We start from the raw sequence: 19479 nt of genomic DNA, 5'->3' as shown, positions 1-19479 counted from the left end.
GGCTCGTGGAGGAGATCCTCCAACTTTTGAAGGAACTTGAGGAGAAGGAACCACCCTCAAAGGTCGACCGCCGTCTGCTCTCGATGGCCCTCAGGGAAAGGAAGACCTACGTCACGGCCTTAAGGAAGTTTTTCTCCTCACTGGAATCCATAGACGACCTCGGGGCGATGCTGGAGAAGGTCTCCAAGTACCACGTCGGCCACGGCAGGTACCTCATGCTCCTTTTTGAAAAGGACGTCTACAGGATCAACAAACTCCTGAAAGAGCTGAGCGAGCTCTACGGCCGCTACGTTTCGGAGACCGGTGGGAGGGGCCTGCCCGAGCTCAGGATAGGCGAGATAATGGAGGAGATAGAGGAGCTGAGGCGGGAGATTTCGCTGACAGAGGGGGAACTCAGCTCCCTGAGGAAAAGGCTTGAGGAGCTGAAAAATGTCCCAGAGACAGAAAACGATGAGCTTGAGAACGAGCGCCGGAGGAGGGAGGAGCTCAAAGTCAAGATCAGAACCCTGAGAACCGAGCTGCGCTCTAAGGCCTCAAAGCTCCACAAGCCCCTCAAGAGGATGCGCCTTCCAGAGGCGGCCCCCTTCCTCAAGGACTCATCGTACGCCCTCGACAACCCCCATGAGTTCCTGAGCCTCGTTAAAAAGGTCTACCCGAAACTTGACGGGAAGGCCAAGAAGGCCTCGGACTGGCTTCTCAAGAACCTCCCCCCCAAGCTTGACGAACTCAGGAAGCTTGAGGAGGAGCTGGAGCTGGTCGAGGGGCGCATAAAGGAGATCGAGTCTGCATCATCTGACCGGAGGCTGGAGATACTCAGAACTGAAGAGCGGGTTAAGCGGCTGGAAGACGAACTCCATAGGCAGCGCAGCAGGCTGAACTCGCTTGAAAAGAAGCTCGAAGAGGAAATCCGGCTTCTTGAGAATTTTCTCAGCGAGTCCTAAAGGAGTAACTTTAAAGGCTCCCAATAATTTTGCTTTTTTCTCCCGAAAGCCTCGCCCTTCACGACGGGAAGGAGGTCTACCGCATTGGAAAAAGAACATACGAGGCCCCCAGGGAGTTCTCGGGCAAGTTTGAAGGCGGCAAGATTACCGTGGTCTTCGGACCGAGCGGCGCCGGGAAGACCACCCTCCTGCGGGCTCTTTCCACGCTGCTGCCCCCCAGCAAGCGGCACCACCAAGTACAACAACATCGATGTGTACTCCCTCGGTTCGAGGATCGGGAAGGTTAGGAGGGGCATTGGGATATCCTTCCAAGAGCCAATTTTTCTGACCTCCTCCCCGCTCTGAAGGGCGAGGCTTTCAAAAGAAAAAAGGTAAAAAGCCTGACGTTATGGGGGAACATAGAACTCACCCTCAGCGCCTCCAGGAAGCTGAACGGTGAAAATAAACAAAGGGCGCTCAAACTTGCCGAACGGCTTGGGTGAAGAATCTCCTTCCAAAGAGACCTAAGGAGGTAAGCGGCGGCGAGGTAAGGAGGGTTTCCTTAGTCCGGGCCCTGGCTCACAACCCCTCGCTCATCGCCCTTGATGAGCCCACCGCCTACTTAGATTGGGAGGCTACGGAAACGGCCATCGGCCTCCTCCAAGAACTGAGGGAAGAGGGAAAGACCGTGGTGGTACCAACACACGATCCCGAGCTCATCAAGGTCGCTGACGTTCTCTACAGCCTCCGGTACGGCCGTCTGGTGGGCGGTTAGCTTCCCCTGGGGCAAGCTTAATAAATTAGGATCTCCTAACTAAACCGGTGGTGAGCATGTTCAAGGTTGACAGGCTGCGCTTCGGAACGGCCGGGATACCCATCTCGACGCCAAAGCGTTCAACGATAGACGGCATAACCCAGGTCAGAAACCTCGGGTTGGATGCTATGGAGCTTGAATTCGTACGCGGGGTCAACATGAAGGCCGAACTCGCCAAGAAGATAAAGTACGTCGCCAAAAAGAACGACATCCTTCTAACTGCTCACGCGCCCTACTACATAAACCTCAACGCGGGCGAGAAGGCCAAAGTAGAGGCGAGTAAGGGCAGGATAGTTCAGAGCGCCGAGAGGCTCTACCAGGCGGGTGGCTGGAGTGTGGTCTTTCACGCGGGCTACTACCTCAAACAGCCGAAGGAGAGCGTTTACCAGAGGATTTTAGAGGCCCTGAAGGACGTCCAGAGGGAGCTCATGGACAAAGGCGTTAAGGTCTGGATAAGGCCCGAGCTGACTGGAAAGCCCACCCAGTTCGGCGACCTTGAGGAGATAGTCAAGCTCAGCGAAGAGCTTGAGATGGTTCTCCCGACGATAGACTTTGCTCACGCACACGCGAGGAACAGGGGTAAGTGCAACTCAACCGAGGAGTGGCGCGAGATGCTGGCTCTCATGGAAGACAGATTGGGAAGAGAAGCTCTGGACAACATGCACATCCATATCAGCGGTATAGAGTACACAGACAAGGGCGAGAAAAAACACCTGAACCTCCAGGAGAGCGACATGAACTGGGAAGACCTCCTGAGGGTTCTCAAGGAGTTCCGTGTTAAGGGCGTCGTCATAAGCGAGAGCCCGAACATCGAGGGCGATGCAATCCTGATGAAGAAAAAATACGAGGAGATAAAGGCTTAATAGGCCTCAACAAGAGTGGGCTGGCCCTGCCACCTATGCTCCTCCACATCAACATGGAGGCCCTCTAAGGGCTCCAACTTCCTGAGCTCATAGCCTTTGCTTTTGCCCCACTTTTCTATCTGTTTCAGAACGACGTTTACCCCAAACCTCGCCAAGGGATATAGGGAGATGAGAAAAAGCTTCCCTGCCATTACGGAGGGCAGCCCCTTAGCTACCTCCTCCGCAGTGTGCCTCCATGCGTAGTAGAGGTGGAGGAACTGGCCGTATGTTATCATGTCCTCTACGCGGTAGAAGTCCTGATCCTTAAGGAGACCCATGGGAACGAAGGAGAGGGGGGTGACGGTGAAGTGCGCCCTGTTGCCGAGCTTCTCCTTGAGCTCCTTTTCCATCGTGATTATCAGCCGGGCGGTCATTATCTCGTAGTCATCCGTATCCCCCGGCAGGCCGAGGATGGTCGTGTAAGCGGGGAACCAGTAGTTCCTGTTGAAGACGTACGTCCCGTTTAGCAGAACCCAAGGCCACTCCCCCGGTGAGAAGGGCTTCATCTTGTTGTTCATGTACTTCCCGATGAGCTCTGGGGAGGCCGTCTCGAAGCCGACCTGTATGCCAACCCAGTGCCTCGGACCGGCGTCAACGAGATGGGATATTGCCTCTATCATACCTGGAACTGCTAACGCACCGGCAACGGTTCCATGGGTCGGGTTCACGTTCCTCGTGTACTTCCTGGCTGTTGCAAACAGCTCCAAGACTGCATCAACGTTTGGGTAGAAGTTCTTCCTGTCCTCAACCCTGTAGAGGAAGATGTCCTCGCTGTGAAGCCAGGCGTGGTCAATGCCGGCCTCAACGTTCACCATTATCTCCCTCTCGATTCTCTCAAGCGGCATGTACCTTGCGACCCTCAGGTTTGGCTCGCAGAAGCGGCAGCCCCTCCCGCAGCCCCGCATTACCTCAACAAGGCCCTTGTAGGAGGGCGCAACTATAGCTGGTATCTGCTCAACCTTCGGCCAGCCCTTTACAACTATCGTCTCATCCGCGCTTCCGCTTTCTATCTCTCGGAAGAGCTGCCCGGCAACGTGATCCACCTCACCGATTACCACGTGGTCAACCTTCAGTTCCTCCCTGATTTCCTGCCTGAAGTCAAGCTGCCAGGCCCCCGGACCACCGACGACGAGCTTGAAGTCCAGTCCCCTCGACTCCCTGAGATGGTTTATCCTCCTCACGAGCTCCTCGAACTTCACCCTGGTGTAGTTCTTCCACCTTCCGCCATCGGTGAACATCATGCTCACCGGCCCGAGGCCGAGGGGGTCCATTTCGTGAAGGGCCACCACCTTTGTATCTTCCCCAATGAACCGCTCGACCCTCCTCGGGTGTGCAGCCACCACTTTCTCCCGCTTAAAGCCGTCCCTCAGGAGGGCCGCCTCGACCTTTCTGAGCCCGTACGGTGCCTGGGTTAGAACCCCGTTATCATCGGGTATTTGAGTATCGAGGAGGTTGTAGATCCAGGTGGGAAGTTTTCCATAGGGGGCACAGCCCAGGAAGTCGAGGAGAGGAACGCCGCGGTAGGTGCTCGTGAGGGTTTCATCTGTGGTCAAAACGACCTCCGCCACTTTCACCACCCATTTCTATGAAAGAATCTTTTCATATTTAAGAATTTCGATTTTCAGGGTTTAAATCTCTTACAAACTTTAAGCACGGTAGTAACGACATAAAACCAAAGTAAAAATTAAAGGTTAAACCTAAAACCCGGGGCTTCGGGAGTGCTTCCCCAGCAACGGAAGGACTTTCCCTATGGGTAGCCCATGCCTCACGTGCCCGTTCCCTTCCATAGTCTTAGTCTGAAGGAGGGCGTTTACTACTGCCTCCTCCGTCGCCTCGGCGGTTGCCCTGAAAATCCCGTTCAGGGCATTGTCTGGGAGGAAGCCCGTCATTTCCGGCTCCTTACCAGCTGGAACCGTCTGAGCTGTGGAGAAAGCTAAAACAACATCACCGCTCCCGTGGTAGGCGTAACCTCCGGTTCTGGCGAGACCAACGATTGCCCTCTTCGCAAGCCTCTTCAGCCCTCTGGCAGTTAGCGGGGCGTCCGTCGCTACAACCATCGAGATGCTTCCCTTTCCGGAGGTGCCCCTGCCGGGGTAGTCCCCGAGATAGAGCCCAACGGGAACACCGGCGATAGTCAAATCTTCTCTCCTCCCGAAGTTCGCCAAAACAAGTGAAGCGACCGTGTAGTTCTCTCCGCCTATCTCAACGACCCTTGAGGAAGAGCCTATTCCGCCCTTGAACTCAAAGGCGCTCATTCCCGTTCCCGCTCCAACGGAACCCTCCTCGAAGTCGAGTTTGGCGTTTTTGAGCGCCTCGAAGTAGTGCTCCTCACCAACTTTCATCGCCCTTATGTCGTTGAGGTATGAGTCGTTGCACTCCATCACAACGGGCGAGACGCTCTTCAAATCCGGATTCAGCTCGATCATGTGCTTAACCATGGCGTTCGCAACGGTGTAGACGCTCAGCGTGTTGGTTAGAGCGATGGGCGTCTCGATGTAGCCGAGCTCCTCAACCTGAACGAAGCCTATCGGCTTTGAGAAGCCGTTCATGACGAAAGTGGCTGAGAAAAGCCTTTCGCGGTAGGGGTTTTCAACGGGCGGTAGAAGAACGGTAACGCCCGTTCTGATGTTCTCCCCCTCGATCAGCGTTGCGTGGCCGACCTTAACGCCTAAATCCGCTATGGAGTTCCTCCTTCCGTGCCCGTAAAGTCCTATTTTTATCCCCAGCTCCGGAGCCTTCATGGAACCACCCCCCACCATTGGGTGGAGGCTTTTAAGGGACTTCCGGCGGAGGATTTTTAAGATGGAGGGAGCAATCCCCCCGGGCGATGACGATTAGCAAGCAAACTGAGGGCTCACGGATGATGACGTGAACACCCTCCGAGCCCGAGGTGGTTTCCATGGAGCAGAGAACCCACAGGCTTGCCTCCGGGAGGCTCGTCGGAAGGCCCGTCCGGATTGGGGAAGGCCGTGTGGAGGTCGAGCTTTTGACAACGGAGGAGATGGCCGTCGATGAGTACGGCCTCGTTCACGGCGGTTTTACCTTTGGCTTAGCCGACTACGCCGCGATGTTGGCGGTGAACGAGCCGACCGTCGTCCTTGGAGAGGCGGAAGTAAGGTTTCTGAAGCCAGTAAAGGCCGGAGAACTGCTCAGGGCCAAGGCAGAACTAAGGGAAGATCTCGGACGGAAGAAGGTTGTGTGGGTGGAAGTTTTTAATGAAGGGGGCGAGAAAGTCTTCGAGGGAGCCTTTCACTGCTACGTCCTCGAAAAGCACGTCCTCGCGCGCTGAGGTGCTTCTATGGCCGAGCGCAAAGTCCTCGGAGTAAGCTGGACGGTCTTCATCCTTGGGATAGTCAGCTTCCTCAACGACATGAGCAGCGAGATGATAAACCCAATCATCCCGAGCTACCTCACAGACGTCCTCAGAACCGGGGAGCTGATGAGCGGCTCGGTCATGGGCGCAATAGAGAGCATGAGCTCCCTCTTTAAGGTCGTCTTCGGCTACTTCAGCGACCGCTTTAGAAAGAGGAAGGCCTTTGTTTTGACAGGCTACACCCTATCAACCCTCGCCAAGGGCTCGCTGGCGTTAACAAGGCACTGGTGGGACTTTTTAACCCTTAGGGCCCTTGATAGAATCGGCAAAGGCGTAAGAACAGCCCCGAGGGATGCACTCATAGCCGAGTCGAGCGAGAAGGGAAAGAGCGGCAAATCCTTCGGCTTCCACAGGATGATGGACACGTTAGGAGCCGTCGCCGGCCCGCTCGTTGCCATAGCCCTTATAGAGCTCCTCAAGGGTCTGCCAAAGGAAACCATGTACCGTTGCATCTTCCTCCTTTCGGCCGCTCCGGGTCTTCTGTCTCTGCTCGTGATAGTCCTGTTCATCAGGGAGAAGGGAGGAGAGGTGAGGAAGAAAATCAGCGGGGTTTCAACCCTGAGGAGCAGAGAACTGCAGCTCTTTTTGGCGGTAGTCGCGGTTGGTGCCCTGGGGAGGTACAGCTACGCCTTCACGCTCTGGAAGGCGGAGGAGCTCGGCTTTACTGTGGTGCAGGGCATAGCCTTCTACGCCCTCTTCAACCTCATCTACGCCCTCTCGGCTTATCCCCTCGGCGTCGTCTCGGACAGCTTTGGAAAGGAGCGGCTCATAACCATAGGCTTTCTCGTTGCCTCGCTGGCTTCTCTGGCGTTCGCCTACGCCCGTGACGTCTACACCCTCCTCTTGGCCTTCGTCCTCTACGGAGTTTACATAGCCATAGAGGACACCGTCCCAAGGGCATACATGGCCGATATTGCAAAGGGCTATGAGAAGGGGACGGTAATCGGGGCATACCACACGGTCTTCGGCGTTTTCGTCTTTCCTGCCTCGGTCATAGCCGGCTACCTCTGGCAGGCCCGCTCCTTAGAATGGACCTTTCTCTACGCCGCCCTAATGAACCTCTTAGCTTTTGTCATAATGTTTTTAATTAAAAAGTGATAATTATCCAAGATTTACTGCTCAAATCTGTCCATTTATTGTCAAAAAGACTAAAAGGAGTTGGGACAATTAAGGACGGTGGGGACGTTGAGGATTCTCATCATAGGAACAGGAGGAACAATAGCCAGCGCGATGACGGAGAGGGGGTACAAGGCGGAGCTGGGCATCGATGAGATACTGAGTCGGGCGGGGATTAAGAAGAGCGATGGCGTTAAAATAGACACGGAGGACGTCCTGAACCTTGACAGCACGCTCATCCAGCCCGAGGACTGGGTTATCATCGGAAAGGCAGTCTTCAGGGCCCTTGGAGAGTACGACGGCATCGTGATAACCCACGGAACTGACACCCTCGCCTACACATCCTCCGCGCTGAGCTTCATGCTGAGGAACGTCCCAGTCCCGGTAGTTTTGACGGGCTCTATGCTTCCCATAACCGAGCCCGGGAGCGACGCCCCCAGAAACGTTAAAACCGCGCTCACCTTCGCGGTGAAAGGCCTCCCCGGAATCTACGTGGCCTTCATGGACAAGATAATGCTCGGAACGCGCGCTTCCAAGGTTCACTCCCTCGGCCTGAACGCCTTCCAGAGCATCAACTACCCGGACGTTGCCTACGTAAAGGGGAATGACGTTATCGTAAGGCACAGGCCGGCCCTGCCATCGGGAGAGCCATCCTTTGACCCCAAGATAGAGCCCAACGTTACATACCTCCGCCTGACGCCGGGCCTCTCGCCGGAGGCTTTTCTGAGGGTTGCCGAGGAGAGTAAAGGGGTAGTCCTTGAGGGCTACGGTGCGGGAGGAATCCCATACCGCGGTAGGAACCTTCTTGAGGCAGTATCTGAGGTCGCGGGAGAAAAGCCCGTCGTCATGACGACGCAGGCGCTGTACGGTGGCGTTGACCTGACCCGCTACGAGGTCGGCAGGAGGGCCCTTGAAGCGGGCGTAATCCCCGCTGGAGACATGACGAAGGAAGCAACGCTCACAAAGCTCATGTACGCTTTAGGGCATACGAGGAGCGTTGAGAAGGTCAGGGAAATAATGGGGAAGAACCTCGCCTGCGAGATCTCAACCTGAGAGCTTTTCTATCTCCTCGTCCCCTAAGAGGAGGGGCCTTTTGGACTCCATGACGTAGCCTAACTCCCAGAGAACCTCCCCGCGGTTCATGAGCTCGGCGTAGCGCCTCGCCTTCTCCTCGGCCTCCTCGATGCTTGATGCCTCGACGATCCTCCTGACGTACCACTTCCTGCCCCCAAAGCGCAGCTTGAACTCGACCAGGAACATGATCACCACCACACCTTGTTCGGAAGGGCCCTTAAAAATCCTTCCTCCACTAACGTTATTAAGCCATTGGGAGAGGGACTAACGGTGATGGTATGGGCGTTGAGGAACACAGGGCGAGGGCCCCGAAGAAGTTTAAGTTTGCAGTCATAACCGTCAGCGACACCGCGAGCAGGGGAGTGAAGGAGGATAAGAGCGGCAAGTTCCTCGTCGGGGAGCTTGAGAGGGCAGGGCACGAGAAGGTTCTCTACGAGGTTGTTCCGGATGAGAAGTTGGAGATCGTGGGTGCTTTGGTGGACGCCTTCAGGGCAGGGGCGGATGTAGTGGTCACCTCCGGTGGAACTGGGGTGACGAGCAGGGACGTGACCATCGAGAGCCTGAGGAACCTCTTCGACAAGGAGCTCGTGGGCTTCGGCGAGATCTTCAGGCTGGTCAGCTACGAGGAGATAGGCACCGCGGCCCTCATGAGCCGGGCTACCGCCGGAGTGATAAGGAGCTCTGGCAGGGCAATGGCCGTCTTCTGCCTGCCCGGGAGCCTCGGGGCCGCTAAAACCGGGATCGGGATAATCCTCCGCGAGGCCGGTCACGTTCTCAAACACGGGAGGGAGTGAAGATGAAGGAGTTCAAGCGCCTTACACCCTACCGGGAAGCCTTAGGGCTCGTGCTCGACGACATAGAGGAGATAGAAGAGGTGGAGGAAGTCGCCCTGGATGAGGCCCTCGGGAGGGTTTTGGCCGAGGACGTTGCCGCTCCCATAGACATCCCCCCCTTCGACAGGGCCGCCGTCGACGGCTACGCCCTCCGCGCCGAGGACACCTTCCAGGCGAGGGAGTACAGGCCCGTGGAGCTAAAGGTTGTAGACGAGGTTGTGGCCGGCGGGGAGAGCGATGCCGTGGTCGAAGCGGGAACCGCTGTGAAGCTGACGACCGGAACGAAGATCCCTAAGGGGGCGAACGCGGTTCTGATGCAGGAGATGGCCGAGAGGGAGGGCAATGTGATAAGGGTCCTGAGGCCGGTCGCCCCGGGCCAGAACGTCGCCTTCGCCGGAGAGGACGTTAAGAAGGGCGAGCTCGTTCTGAGAAAGGGACAGGTTCTCAGGCCTCAGGATTTAGCGATGCTCAAGGCGATGGGCTTCAAAAGTGTAAGGGTGAAGAGAAAGCCCAGGGTGGCGGTGATAATCACCGGGAGCGAGCTGATCGAGGAGTTCGACGAGGAGAGGCTGAGGTCGGGCAAGATACTGGAGAGCAACTCCGTTATGCTTAAAGGTCTCGTGAGTGAGTACTTCGGCGAACCGGTTCTCTACGGTGTCCTGCCCGATGAGGAAAGGCTCGTTGGAGAGGCGATCATGAAGGCAAGGGAGGAGAGCGATCTCGTCCTCGTCACGGGGGGCTCCGCCTTCGGGGACATAGACTTTGCCCACCGCTTTGTGAGGCTCCTCTTCCACGGGACGACCATAAAACCGGGAAGGCCGATAGGCTACGGCGAGAGGACGTTTGTCATGAGCGGCTACCCAGTTGCGGTCTTCGCCCAGTTTCACCTGTACGTCAAGCACGCCCTGGCCAAACTCGTCGGGGCCAGGAACTACGAGGTTCGCGTTAGGGGGAGGCTGACGGAGAGGGTTCCGAGCCAGCTTGGCAGGGCCGAGTTCGTCAAGGTCTGGTACGAGAACGGTAAAGTGAGGCCCATCCGGAAGAAGGGGAGCGGGATAATAAGCTCGCTCGTCGAGAGCAACGGCTTCATCCTGATCCCCGAGGACAGCGAGGGCTACCTTGAAGGAGAGGAGGTCGAGGTAGTGCTCTACTGAAGGAGTTTGTCCTCCCCCCCTGGCAGAACGAGCGGTCTTGAGAGGTGCTTTCTCGCATCGGGCGGGACCTCGTATATCTTTTTCTCCAGCCCGCGCGGCACCTCAACCGGGATCAGCTTCTTCGGCATTCTGAAACCACAGCGCTTGCACTTGAGGTAGTCGCCCTTGCTCTTCATCGTGCCGCCGCACTTGGGACACTTCGGCTTCCTGTACTCCACCTTCGGGACGAGCTTCACCGGGTAGAACTTCTCAAGGTTGAGCGTTAAGATTCCCTCGTGCTCCTTAACACCCCCCGCTGCCACGATCTCGTCCCCGGGCAGGAGCTTTCTCACGTAGTTGCGGAACTTCTTGGTCGGCTCGAAGGCCGCAACGCGAATCCTCCCAGTCCCGTCCTCAAGCTCGAAGAAAACGTGCCTGCCAACCTCCCAGTATTCACCCGCGACCCTACCCCTCACGACCGCGCTGTCGTAGGGCTTGAGCTCGCCTATCCTCTTCGCTGTCAGGTGGTCGTCGGTGCTCTGGTTGGTCTTGTAGAGCTGATAAAACGCCACCGGCTCCTCGAACTCGACCATCTCAAAGACCTGGAGAACCTTAGCCCTGTCGATCCCCCTTATTCCCGCCAGAACGGGGTCTTTCCCGTGAGGCGTTATAAGGACGGTTCCTTTATGCCGGTCTACGTTGTCGTAGCTGAATGGGTAGGCCCACTCATCGGCCCGGAAGACGCTCCTAAGGTTCACCCTCCTCGGCCTCCCCCAGTTCTCAGGCTCGCGGTAGGCGAGGAGCTCGTAGGTGAAGGTTTTGAGGGGATAAGCTATGGCAGCGAGGGAGCCTATGATCCCGCGGCCGAGCTTGAACTTGAAGTACTCGGCTCCAGCGCTTCTCGCGGCCTCCTCTGCCTCCCCGATGGTCACGTGCTCCCTCAGGGCCCTGAGCGAGAACTCCCTCAGCTCATCGGGGATTTCGCCCTCAAGAAACACCACCCCCGGGTTTGTGTTCTCGTGCTCAAAATCCGCGAGCTGGTTAACGTAGAAGAGGACAGTGTCCTTGATAGCGAGAACGGCCTCCTCATCGGCCTCGAAGCTCATCGCCACGGCTCCGTTGCCGCGCGTCTTGTAGGGGATGTTGGGGTTGAGGCGGATGAGCCTCGGCAGGCCCAGGGGCTCAGCTATCCCCGAGAGCTCGCGGTAGAGGAGTGCGCCGAGATAGGTGGTGCACATACCGTTGGGTGAATCCGTGTCGTCGATGCCGATGTGGATGATCATCGAAAAGAGGATTGGGAAGGGGTTTAAAAATCAACCGCCGAAGAGCCACAGCACCACCTTCGGGAACCTCCTTCCCCAGTAGTACTCGTTGTGCCCGCCGTTTTTGTCAACGACCACCATGAGGTTCTTCCCCTCGGCGTAGCCCTTCTCCTTGAGGAGGGCGACCATCTCCGTGCAGGTCTTGTTCATCTCCTCCCCCTCCCTGAGCCCCCAGTCAATGTATATCTTCTCGGGGCCGGCTTTAGAGGAGTTTATGAAGCTGTAAATCTGCGGGTTGAACCAGAGCGCCGGGCTCATCGCCCCCACGTAGCGGAAGACCCCAGGGTACTTGAAGCCGGCGTAGAGGGCCATCAGGCCGCCGAGTGAAGACCCCATTATGCCCGTCTCGTTTGGCAGCGTGCGGTACTGAGAGTCTATGTAGGGTTTGAGGAGCTCGACTATGAACTTTAGGGTCTCGTTCCCCTCGCCCCCGCGCCCGTACTTTCTGTTCACCCATGGTGCGTACTCGTCCACCCTCTTATCGCCGCCGTTGTCTATCCCGACGACTATTATCGAGAAGCCGCTCTCGTTGTAGAGCCTCTGCAGTGACTCATCGACGCCCCACTCCCCGGCGAAGGACGTCGCCTGGTCAAAGAGGTTCTGCCCGTCGAACATGTAGAGGACCGGGTACCTCTTCTTGCTGCCCTCGTAGTCCGGTGGGAGGTACACCCAGATCCTCCTCGTCGAGTTGAGCTGGGGGATGTACATTCTGAACGTGCGGACGTCGCCCGTTATCGTGTGCCCTCTGTTCTCAGCGCCTCCCCAGCCGTAGACCCTGAAGTAGTACGTCCCGCTCCTCCTGAAGATGAAGTGCCTGCTGGGGATGTCCCCACCGTTGGGCCCCTTCTCGACGGTTTCCCTGGAACCCGCAGTGAACTTGAAGTTTATGACCGTCCCGTAGGGAAAGGTCAGGTTTACCGCCCATCTCCCATCCGGGAGCCTCTTGAGCCTGTACCCCTCATCTTTGGGGTTCCAGCCGTTGAAGTCCCCCTCTATGTAAACTGAGGAGTTGGGGGGAATGTAGGGGACGGAGACGATGAAAGTTACTGTGACGTTTCTCTCTCCGGTCTCTCCCGCGCTCCAGGAGGAGGACGTAAAGGTCTGGGCCTTGGATGAGCTGGTAGGGGTGGAGGAGGTTGGGGTGGTATGGCCGCTCCCTGTGCTGTCCGTTGGGCTCCAGCTCTGGCTGGAAGTTGGAGTTTTAGCCCCGCCGTGGCCGCCGAGGCATCCAGAGATAAGGACAACGCCCGCGAGGAGGAGTGCAATCAGCGCCCTTTCCCGCATTCTCTCACCAAACCCGCTTTGACTTTCGGCCTTATAGCTTTAACCTGCCGGACCTCAAACGTTATATTGGAACCCCGAGAGAGTGGGGTGGTGGTAGTATGAGGGAGCTGACTCACGTTGACGAGAGGGGCGTCAAGATGGTTGAGGTGGGCCACAAGGGAGACGTCCCGAGGAGGGCCCTTGCGAAGGGCAGGATTTACCTCAGACCGGAAACCATAGAGCTCATAAAAGCTGGAAAGACGAAGAAGGGCAACGTAATAGCCGCCGCCCAGATAGCGGCGATCTTAGCGGTTAAGAAGACGCCCGAGCTGATACCCCTCTGCCATCCAATACCCCTCACAGGGGTTGACGTAACCTTCGAGTTCGGCGATGACTACATAGAGGCCGCCTGCGAAGTCCGCGCAACCTACAAGACGGGGGTCGAGATGGAGGCCCTAACAGGCGTCAGCGTTGCCCTTTTAACAATATGGGATATGGTTAAGGCCGTTGAGAAGGACGAGCGCGGCCAGTACCCGGTTACGAGGATAGAAGGCATAAGGGTCGTCGAGAAGGTTAAGGGCGCTGAGCTGAGCCAAAAGGGCTGAGGGCCAAACCTTTTTAGGTCGTCCCCCGAGCTCACTCTGATGTCCCTCAAGCTCAATCCGGAAGCGCGCTCAATCCTGCGGTCAGTCCAGGGGGAGATAGGGAGGAGGCTCCTCCTCAGGGGCAGTGAGGCGTACCTCGAAAGGTTCAGGCCCACCTCGTCACCGGAGGAGATCCTCAGAAGGCAGGCCTATCTGAGGGAAGCCTTCAAGAGCCTCAACCCAGAGGTCAGGAAGCACATAGGCAGGGTAAAGCCCCTGGCCTTCAGGAGGGAGTACCTCCACGACAGGATCCTGATAGTTGATCCCGGGGAAGTAGAGGCCGCTGAGAGGCTCGGGCTGTGCGATGTCTCCACCAACCCGGAGGACGGCTGGGACTACGAACTCGTTCTCAGCACAGTTGGCTACGGCATTGAGGTCGAGCTAAAACCCGAGGCGATAGCGCCCGAACTCTACGTCCTGCCCCTCTGGAAGGGTATGGAAACCCTCAGAGCACTCTCCGAAATCGCCCGGATAACGGGCGGGGAGAGCGTCGCGGCCCAGATCCTCACCGAGGTCGGAAAGCTGAGGGAGCCCATGGAGAGGGCGCGGCTCATCGAGAGCCTCGACGAACTCGTGGCCGAGGTGGAGGGAGAGCTCAACAGGATCATAGGCAAGAGGCTTGAAAGGTTCAGCCTGACGCTGACGGGCAAGGAGCTTTTGAGCTTCCTGAGCAGGCTAAGGGAGGGCAGCTACGAGGATCTGTTCTCCGGCTTTGATGAGATCAGGGACGAAATAGAAGCCCTCGTGAGCCAGAAGGAGGGGGAGCTCTCCCAAAGGCTCGGGGTCCCGGTTGAGATTTTCCCGCGGGACGGTCTCTACCCTGTCAGGGCCCCTCCTGAGGAGGTCGAGAAGCTCAGGAGGGGCCTTGAGCACGACCTGAAGGTGGAGCTTTACCTCAGGAGCAGGGAGATAGCAGCTGAGGTAAAACCCCTCCTGCCGGCGTTGAAGGAGGAAATGAGGAGGGTTTACGAGCTGGACTTCCTGAGTGCGGTCATGGACTTCACGTCCGGTTTTTCATTCCCCCTCCTCCACGAAGGGGGAACGGCCTTCATCGGGGGGAGGCACCTCTTCATCGAAGACCCTCAGCCCGTGAGCTACGCGGTCGGAAAGAGACCTGAAGGCTTTCACGCTCCCGGGGCCGAGCGTATAAGGGATGAGAACGTGGCGATCCTCACGGGTGCGAACAGCGGGGGAAAGACGAGCCTCCTCGAGCTGATGGCCCAGGTGATAATCCTGACCCACATGGGGCTCCCAGTTCCCGCGGAGATGGCCTGGGTGGAGCCAGTGGAGGAGCTGTTCTTCTTCAGGAGAAAGAGGAGCTCCTACGGTGCCGGGGCCTTTGAGACTGCTTTGAAGTCCTTTGTAAGGGCCCTCCGTGGAAGAGGCAGAAAGGTTCTCCTCATAGACGAGTTCGAGGCCATAACCGAGCCCGGGGCGGCGGTGAAGATAATAGGGAAGCTGCTGGAGGTCGCGCACGGGAAGGGGTTTAGGGTTGTGATAGTGTCGCATCTCGGGGAAGACCTCAGGAGGGCGCTCCCCTTCGCGAGGGTTGATGGGATAGAGGCTAAGGGACTGGACGGGGAGCTCAACCTCATAGTTGACAGGCAGCCGGTCTTCGGGCGGCTCGGGAGGAGCACACCGGAGCTCATAGTGGAGAGGCTCGCGAAAAAGGCACGGGGAGAGGAGAGCGAGATCTTCAGAAGGGTTTTGGATGGGTTCGATAGTGGGTAGCTACACCTCCACGTGCTTCCAGTGACCCCGCTTGAAGATCCACCAGTACATAGCCGCGCTTATGAATGTCTCAAGGGACATCGCCAGCCAAGCCGCTATGACACCGAGCCCCCTGAAACGGAAGCCGGGCAGTTCAATGGGGCCGAGGGAGAGGCCGGGGATCCCAAAGCCGAAGCCTAACAGGTACGAGGGGATTATCCTGAACAGGAGCTTGCTGACGGCCGTTACGTACATCGGGCTCTTAGTGTCCCCTGCACCCCTCAGAGCGCCGCTCAGGACGAAGACCCATCCGAGCGGAACCTCGCTGATGCCGACGATGATCAGGTATATGGAGGCCAGTCTGAGGACTTGGGTGTAGTGGGGGTCGCTCCCGCTCAGGAATGGGATGACGAGGTAGCGCGGAAATGCTATGAGGACGAAGGCCATCACCCCCATGAAAACCGTCACCATCTTGAGTCCCTCCACGACAGTCCTCTCGGCCCCCTTTGGATTCTCCGCCCCGAGGTTCTGACCGACGAGGGCTGAAGTGGCGACGTTGAAGCCGAAGGCCGGCATGTAGGCGATGCTCTCAATCCTGAGGCCTATCTGGTGGGCGCTGAGGGCCACGGCCCCGAAGCGCGTCACTATGCTCATGTAAAGGAAGTTGTAGAAGCTGAAGAGGCCCCTCTCTATGAGGGTGGGGACGCCGATGCGGACGATCCTCCTCACGATGTCCCACTCAAACCGCCACTTGGGCTTGAAGCTGAGAACGAGCTCCCCGCTGAGGAGCAGGTAGGTGCCCGCGGCAAGGGAGAAGGTTATGCCTATCCCGGAGGCCCACGCTGCCCCCACGGGGCCGAGCCTCGGAAAGCCCAGCTGCCCGTAGATCAGGAGATAGTCGAAAACCGCGTTGACGACGTTCATGCCTATGCCGAGCTTCATGGGTGTTTTGGTGTCACCGGCACCTCTCAGGGCCGAGAACATGGCGAAGCCGACGAACCTTATGGGGTAGAACAGGAAGACCACCCTGAGGTAGGCGTAGGACAGCCGGAGGAGCTCCCCCCTCGCCCCCATCACCCTGAGGACATCGTCCCCCAAGAACCAGCCGAAGAGGAAAACCGGGATGCCCAGGAGAAAGGCCAGGTAAAGGCTCTGTTCGAGGACGACGTTTGCGCTTTCAACGTCCCCCGCGCCGACGAACCTCGCTACGAGGGCCAGCGTCCCCACGGAGACCGTCATCATAATGGGGAACATGAACCAGCTCACCTGGCCGCCGAGCCCAACAGCCGCTATGGCGAGGGAGCTGACGTGCCCGACCATGAGGGTGTCAACTAAGTTGAGAAGGGTCTGTGAGATGTTCCCGGTAATGGCAGGCCATGCGAGGGCCCAGAGTCTCTTCCTCAGGTCGCTCTCCATGGGGACCACTTTCAGACGGATGTCTAAACGGTTAAAGAAGAGTCGAGGTTATAAAAGTTACCCGTATGGGGCAAATAAAAAATAGGGGGATCACTCGCCCCGGATCCTCATGATCTTTATCCTGCCGAGGGTCTCCCAGTACTCGACGTTTATGCCCTCCGTGAGCTGGCCCTTGATCTCGTCCTCAACGCCAGTCTCTATGGGGATGTCAAAGGTCTCGTAGGTCTCCATGTCCATCAGCTGGACAGTATCTGGGGTTATCGCGATTATCTGGCCCACCCTCTTGTCTATTATCGGAACCTCGACCTCGGCGCTCGTGGGCTTTACCATGCTCCTGACCTTTTTGTCGAAGACGCCCACCGCCTCGATCCTGGCCTTCGCCGAGCCGTGCTTCCCGGGCGATGAAACCGTTATGTTGGCGATCCTGCATGGCTCCCCGTCTATGATGACGTACCTCCCGGGCTTGAGCTTGCTGACCTGAACCTTCGTCTTGTCTCCCATCTCCGATACCTCCAGGTGTTTCTAAGGCTATTCAAACGGGGCCGTTTAAAAAATTTTTGAAAAGTCATCCCCTTCTCCCCGCGGGCCCTATTAGGTAGCGGTTGAAGAGGAGCGGTAGGAAGACGAGGATCCCTATCACCACCCCGAGGCGGGCGTAGGAGCCTCCGGCCGCGAAAACATACCCCATGGCTCCAAAGCCCACTACGAGGAACAGAGCCCCGATCGATGCGGCGAGCTCTCTGTTCCACTCTTTGGGGAACCTAACGAGCGGGAACGCCTCGACTGCCGCGACCAGCGCCCCTATGGAGAGGGGAACCGCCAAGAGCATCACCCTTAGGCCGGGGTATGCCATGAGGCCGCCGAGGATGCCTATCACAAGGCTTATGAATGAGACACTGCCTCCCCTGCCCACCTGCATGACCTCTCCCGTTATCTGGGCCCCTATCTCAACGAGGACTATGACGGTGGTTATACCCGCGAGGAAGAGGGAGCTCATCAGCAGGGCGACTATGGCCGAGGCCCCGGGCAGCCTGCTCTCCTTGAGGATGCGGGGGATCTGGTAGAAGGTTTCAACGGCCTTTATGGGGTTCTCGTTCCCATTTTTAGCGTAGACTTCGATCTTCTTAAAGTTCGTGAGGGTCTTGTTGACCTCCTTCAGCTGCTGCATTAACTCCTGGGATTTCTCGATGGCCTGCTGGGCGGTGTAGTTGGGGTTCGTGAAGACCTTCCCGAGCTCCTCGTGTATCTGGTTGTACCTCACCTGGGCGTTCTCGTAGCTCTGGTAAGCGGCGCCGATTGAGTAGACCGTGCTCATTGCCGCCGAGAAGCTCAGTATTACCTGGAGGATTACCACCGCGACGAGCACCTTCCTGAAGTCTAAATCCTTGGGGGCGAAGGTGCCGAGAACGTAGTAAACACCCGCCCCGAGGCCGAGGCCGAGAAGGGTCACGACAACCATGAAGACTGTGGATTCAAGGGTTAGTGGCTGTCCCGAGGAGAAGATGGCGTGTCTGTAGTGGGAGAGGTAGCTCAGGGCCCTCGGGCTCGTAACAAAGCTGTAGACCTTTGAGCGCATCAGCAGGGTGGCCGCGGGGGTGAAGAGGACCAGGAGAACTGAGAGGGCGCCTATGAAGGCGACGGTGCGCCCCTTGAGAACGACCAGAAGGGCCAGTATAAGGAGCACCTCAACGGCCACAACCGCTAAGAGTGCAGGGGTCGAGAGCGAGAACACCGGGACGAAGACGAGGCTGGTGTAGTAGAGGGTTACACCGCCGAGAACGAGAAGAAACATCAAAACAACGAGTGTAACTGCCGGAAAACGCGCCACCTTCACCATGAACTCGTGGATCAGATACCTCGTGTCCCTCGTCGCCTCAAACTCCCTGAGCATCAGCAGGAGGGCCAAGAACATCGAAACCAGCACGATGGTCATGCCCTTGAGGCCGAAGACTATCAGGTACTTGGGCACGAGGAGGAAGTTCCAAACACCCAAAATGTAACCCGTTATCAAAAGGGCCATCAGGATTGAGATTTTCCTCATTTCCATCCCCTCCAGGGCTTTGATTAACTTATTGTGTAATTACAGACGTGCCAAAAATATAAAAGCGTTGTGGCGGAGGACATTTTAGGTTAAACGAAAACGAAGTTTACCGCCGGAGCGTAAAAACAGGGGGTGAAAAAATGGACATTCTGGCGGTGACGGATATCCATGGGCGCGCCGAAAAGGTTAGGGAACTCGTCGGGACGGGCCTCGCTGAGGACGCAGACCTCGTGCTCATAGCAGGAGACGTGACCAACTTCGGGGGAGGCAACGAGGCCTTAAACGTCCTCAAACCCCTCCTGGAGGCCGGCAGGAAACTCTACGCCGTCTTCGGCAACTGCGATGGCAGGGACGTTCCCAAGGTGCTTGAGGGGCTTGGCGTTCTCGCCCACGACAGGAGGGTGCAGATTGACGGGCTTGGAATAGTGGGCCTGGGCGGCTCGAATCGCACACCCTTCAGAACCATCTGGGAGTTCGGCGAGGATGAGATCCGGAAGGTGCTCGCGAGAAACCACAGGCCCGGCGATCTCATCCTCTCCCACGTGCCCCCCTACGGAACGAAGGCTGACCTCATCCGCGGCGGCCTCCACGTCGGAAGCAGGGCCCTTCGGGAGTTCATCGAGGAACACCGCGTCCCCCTCGTTGTAACAGGTCACATCCACGAGGCAAGGGCCGTGGACAGGGTGGGGGAGGCGGTAATCGTTAACCCGGGCCCGCTCTTCAGGGGCTACTACGCCTGGATAACCGTTAAAAATGAGGTAGAAGTCGAGCTGGGGCGGCTCTAAGCTATCTCTATTAGTGGGTCGCCGGTGTTCACGGTGTCGCCTTCCTTAACGTGGATTTTCTTCACAACACCATCCCTCGGCGAGGGTATCTCATTCTCCATCTTCATGGCCTCTAAAACGAGCAGTCCCTGGC

At 57.5% G+C, this 19479-nt stretch carries 21 protein-coding genes; 12 read left to right on the top strand and 9 right to left on the bottom strand.

The genetic code is table 11. The features are described 5' to 3' along the window. The 4 genes from MVB78_RS05115 to MVB78_RS05100 all read left to right on the top strand — a co-directional run. Positions 1–941: DNA repair protein Rad50 (locus tag MVB78_RS05115; RefSeq protein ID WP_297488723.1), on the top strand; the 941-nt coding region annotated here is incomplete at its 5' end. A 149-nt stretch (positions 942–1090) separates the two neighbouring features. Continuing rightward, positions 1091–1228, top strand: coding sequence for an ATP-binding cassette domain-containing protein (locus MVB78_RS05110; protein WP_297488745.1), 138 nt, complete (start codon positions 1091–1093; stop codon positions 1226–1228). A 191-nt stretch (positions 1229–1419) separates the two neighbouring features. After that, complete coding sequence (locus tag MVB78_RS05105) at positions 1420–1695, top strand: ATP-binding cassette domain-containing protein (protein WP_297488722.1); 276 nt, start codon at positions 1420–1422, stop codon at positions 1693–1695. 56 nt (positions 1696–1751) lie between these two features. Next, complete coding sequence (locus tag MVB78_RS05100) at positions 1752–2597, top strand: deoxyribonuclease IV (RefSeq protein WP_297488742.1); 846 nt, start codon at positions 1752–1754, stop codon at positions 2595–2597. On the opposite strand, the gene MVB78_RS05095 is transcribed toward MVB78_RS05100, so the two are convergent. After that, positions 2594–4204: a radical SAM protein gene (locus tag MVB78_RS05095; RefSeq protein WP_297488739.1), complete on the bottom strand. Its 1611-nt coding sequence runs from the start codon at positions 4202–4204 to the stop codon at positions 2594–2596. The two genes, MVB78_RS05100 and MVB78_RS05095, sit on opposite strands and share 4 nt — an antisense overlap. Positions 4205–4333: 129 nt before the next feature. Beyond that, positions 4334–5377 carry a P1 family peptidase gene (locus MVB78_RS05090; RefSeq protein ID WP_297488720.1) on the bottom strand — a complete coding sequence of 348 codons (1044 nt, stop codon included), beginning with the start codon at positions 5375–5377 and terminating at the stop codon, positions 4334–4336. A gap of 158 nt (positions 5378–5535) precedes the next feature. On the opposite strand from MVB78_RS05090, the gene MVB78_RS05085 reads away from it, so the two are divergent. The 3 genes from MVB78_RS05085 to MVB78_RS05075 all read left to right on the top strand — a co-directional run bounded on the left by MVB78_RS05085 (position 5536) and on the right by MVB78_RS05075 (position 8178). Beyond that, positions 5536–5925, top strand: a complete 390-nt coding sequence (locus tag MVB78_RS05085) for a PaaI family thioesterase (protein ID WP_297488717.1) — start codon at positions 5536–5538, stop codon at positions 5923–5925. Between the two features lie 9 nt (positions 5926–5934). Beyond that, positions 5935–7107, top strand: coding sequence for an MFS transporter (locus MVB78_RS05080; RefSeq protein WP_297488715.1), 1173 nt, complete (start codon positions 5935–5937; stop codon positions 7105–7107). A gap of 87 nt (positions 7108–7194) precedes the next feature. After that, on the top strand, positions 7195–8178 hold the full coding sequence (locus MVB78_RS05075) for an asparaginase (protein WP_297488736.1): 984 nt from the start codon (positions 7195–7197) through the stop codon (positions 8176–8178). On the opposite strand, the gene MVB78_RS05070 is transcribed toward MVB78_RS05075, so the two are convergent. After that, positions 8170–8385 carry a hypothetical protein gene (locus MVB78_RS05070; RefSeq protein ID WP_297488733.1) on the bottom strand — a complete coding sequence of 72 codons (216 nt, stop codon included), beginning with the start codon at positions 8383–8385 and terminating at the stop codon, positions 8170–8172. The genes MVB78_RS05075 and MVB78_RS05070 overlap by 9 nt on opposite strands. 92 nt (positions 8386–8477) lie before the next feature. On the opposite strand from MVB78_RS05070, the gene MVB78_RS05065 reads away from it, so the two are divergent. Beyond that, positions 8478–8993: a MogA/MoaB family molybdenum cofactor biosynthesis protein gene (locus MVB78_RS05065; protein ID WP_297488713.1), complete on the top strand. Its 516-nt coding sequence runs from the start codon at positions 8478–8480 to the stop codon at positions 8991–8993. Positions 8994–8995: 2 nt separating this feature from the next. Beyond that, on the top strand, positions 8996–10186 hold the full coding sequence (gene glp / locus MVB78_RS05060; RefSeq protein WP_297488730.1) for a gephyrin-like molybdotransferase Glp: 1191 nt from the start codon (positions 8996–8998) through the stop codon (positions 10184–10186). Here the strand turns inward: glp and tiaS are convergent. After that, a complete protein-coding gene (gene tiaS, locus MVB78_RS05055; protein ID WP_297488711.1) occupies positions 10180–11448 on the bottom strand; it encodes a tRNA(Ile2) 2-agmatinylcytidine synthetase TiaS in 1269 nt (422 codons plus the stop codon). The two genes, glp and tiaS, sit on opposite strands and share 7 nt — an antisense overlap. A gap of 30 nt (positions 11449–11478) precedes the next feature. Beyond that, positions 11479–12771, bottom strand: coding sequence for an alpha/beta hydrolase-fold protein (locus MVB78_RS05050; RefSeq protein WP_297488709.1), 1293 nt, complete (start codon positions 12769–12771; stop codon positions 11479–11481). A gap of 98 nt (positions 12772–12869) precedes the next feature. Between MVB78_RS05050 and moaC the strand changes: the two genes are divergently transcribed. Continuing rightward, positions 12870–13355 carry a cyclic pyranopterin monophosphate synthase MoaC gene (moaC, locus tag MVB78_RS05045; RefSeq protein WP_297488706.1) on the top strand — a complete coding sequence of 162 codons (486 nt, stop codon included), beginning with the start codon at positions 12870–12872 and terminating at the stop codon, positions 13353–13355. Positions 13356–13394: 39 nt separating this feature from the next. Continuing rightward, a complete protein-coding gene (locus tag MVB78_RS05040; protein WP_297488703.1) occupies positions 13395–15125 on the top strand; it encodes an endonuclease MutS2 in 1731 nt (576 codons plus the stop codon). On the opposite strand, the gene MVB78_RS05035 is transcribed toward MVB78_RS05040, so the two are convergent. From MVB78_RS05035 to MVB78_RS05025, 3 genes are all read right to left on the bottom strand, one after another. Further along, a complete protein-coding gene (locus MVB78_RS05035; RefSeq protein ID WP_297488727.1) occupies positions 15126–16520 on the bottom strand; it encodes an MATE family efflux transporter in 1395 nt (464 codons plus the stop codon). 90 nt (positions 16521–16610) lie between these two features. Further along, a complete protein-coding gene (locus tag MVB78_RS05030) occupies positions 16611–17021 on the bottom strand; it encodes a translation initiation factor IF-5A (protein WP_297488700.1) in 411 nt (136 codons plus the stop codon). Positions 17022–17085: 64 nt separating this feature from the next. Continuing rightward, positions 17086–18567, bottom strand: coding sequence for a sodium-dependent transporter (locus MVB78_RS05025; RefSeq protein ID WP_297488697.1), 1482 nt, complete (start codon positions 18565–18567; stop codon positions 17086–17088). A 134-nt stretch (positions 18568–18701) separates the two neighbouring features. Between MVB78_RS05025 and MVB78_RS05020 the strand changes: the two genes are divergently transcribed. After that, positions 18702–19346 carry a metallophosphoesterase gene (locus MVB78_RS05020; protein WP_297488695.1) on the top strand — a complete coding sequence of 215 codons (645 nt, stop codon included), beginning with the start codon at positions 18702–18704 and terminating at the stop codon, positions 19344–19346. Here the strand turns inward: MVB78_RS05020 and MVB78_RS05015 are convergent. After that, the coding region (locus tag MVB78_RS05015; RefSeq protein ID WP_297488725.1) for a biotin/lipoyl-containing protein at positions 19343–19479 on the bottom strand (137 nt) is incomplete at its 5' end. The two genes, MVB78_RS05020 and MVB78_RS05015, sit on opposite strands and share 4 nt — an antisense overlap.

It is taken from the genome of Thermococcus sp., assembly GCF_026991495.1.
Classification (GTDB): Archaea; Methanobacteriota_B; Thermococci; order Thermococcales; family Thermococcaceae; genus Thermococcus.
The sequence above is the reverse complement of the archived record's forward strand: the minus strand, read 5'-3'. Positions and strand labels throughout refer to the sequence as shown.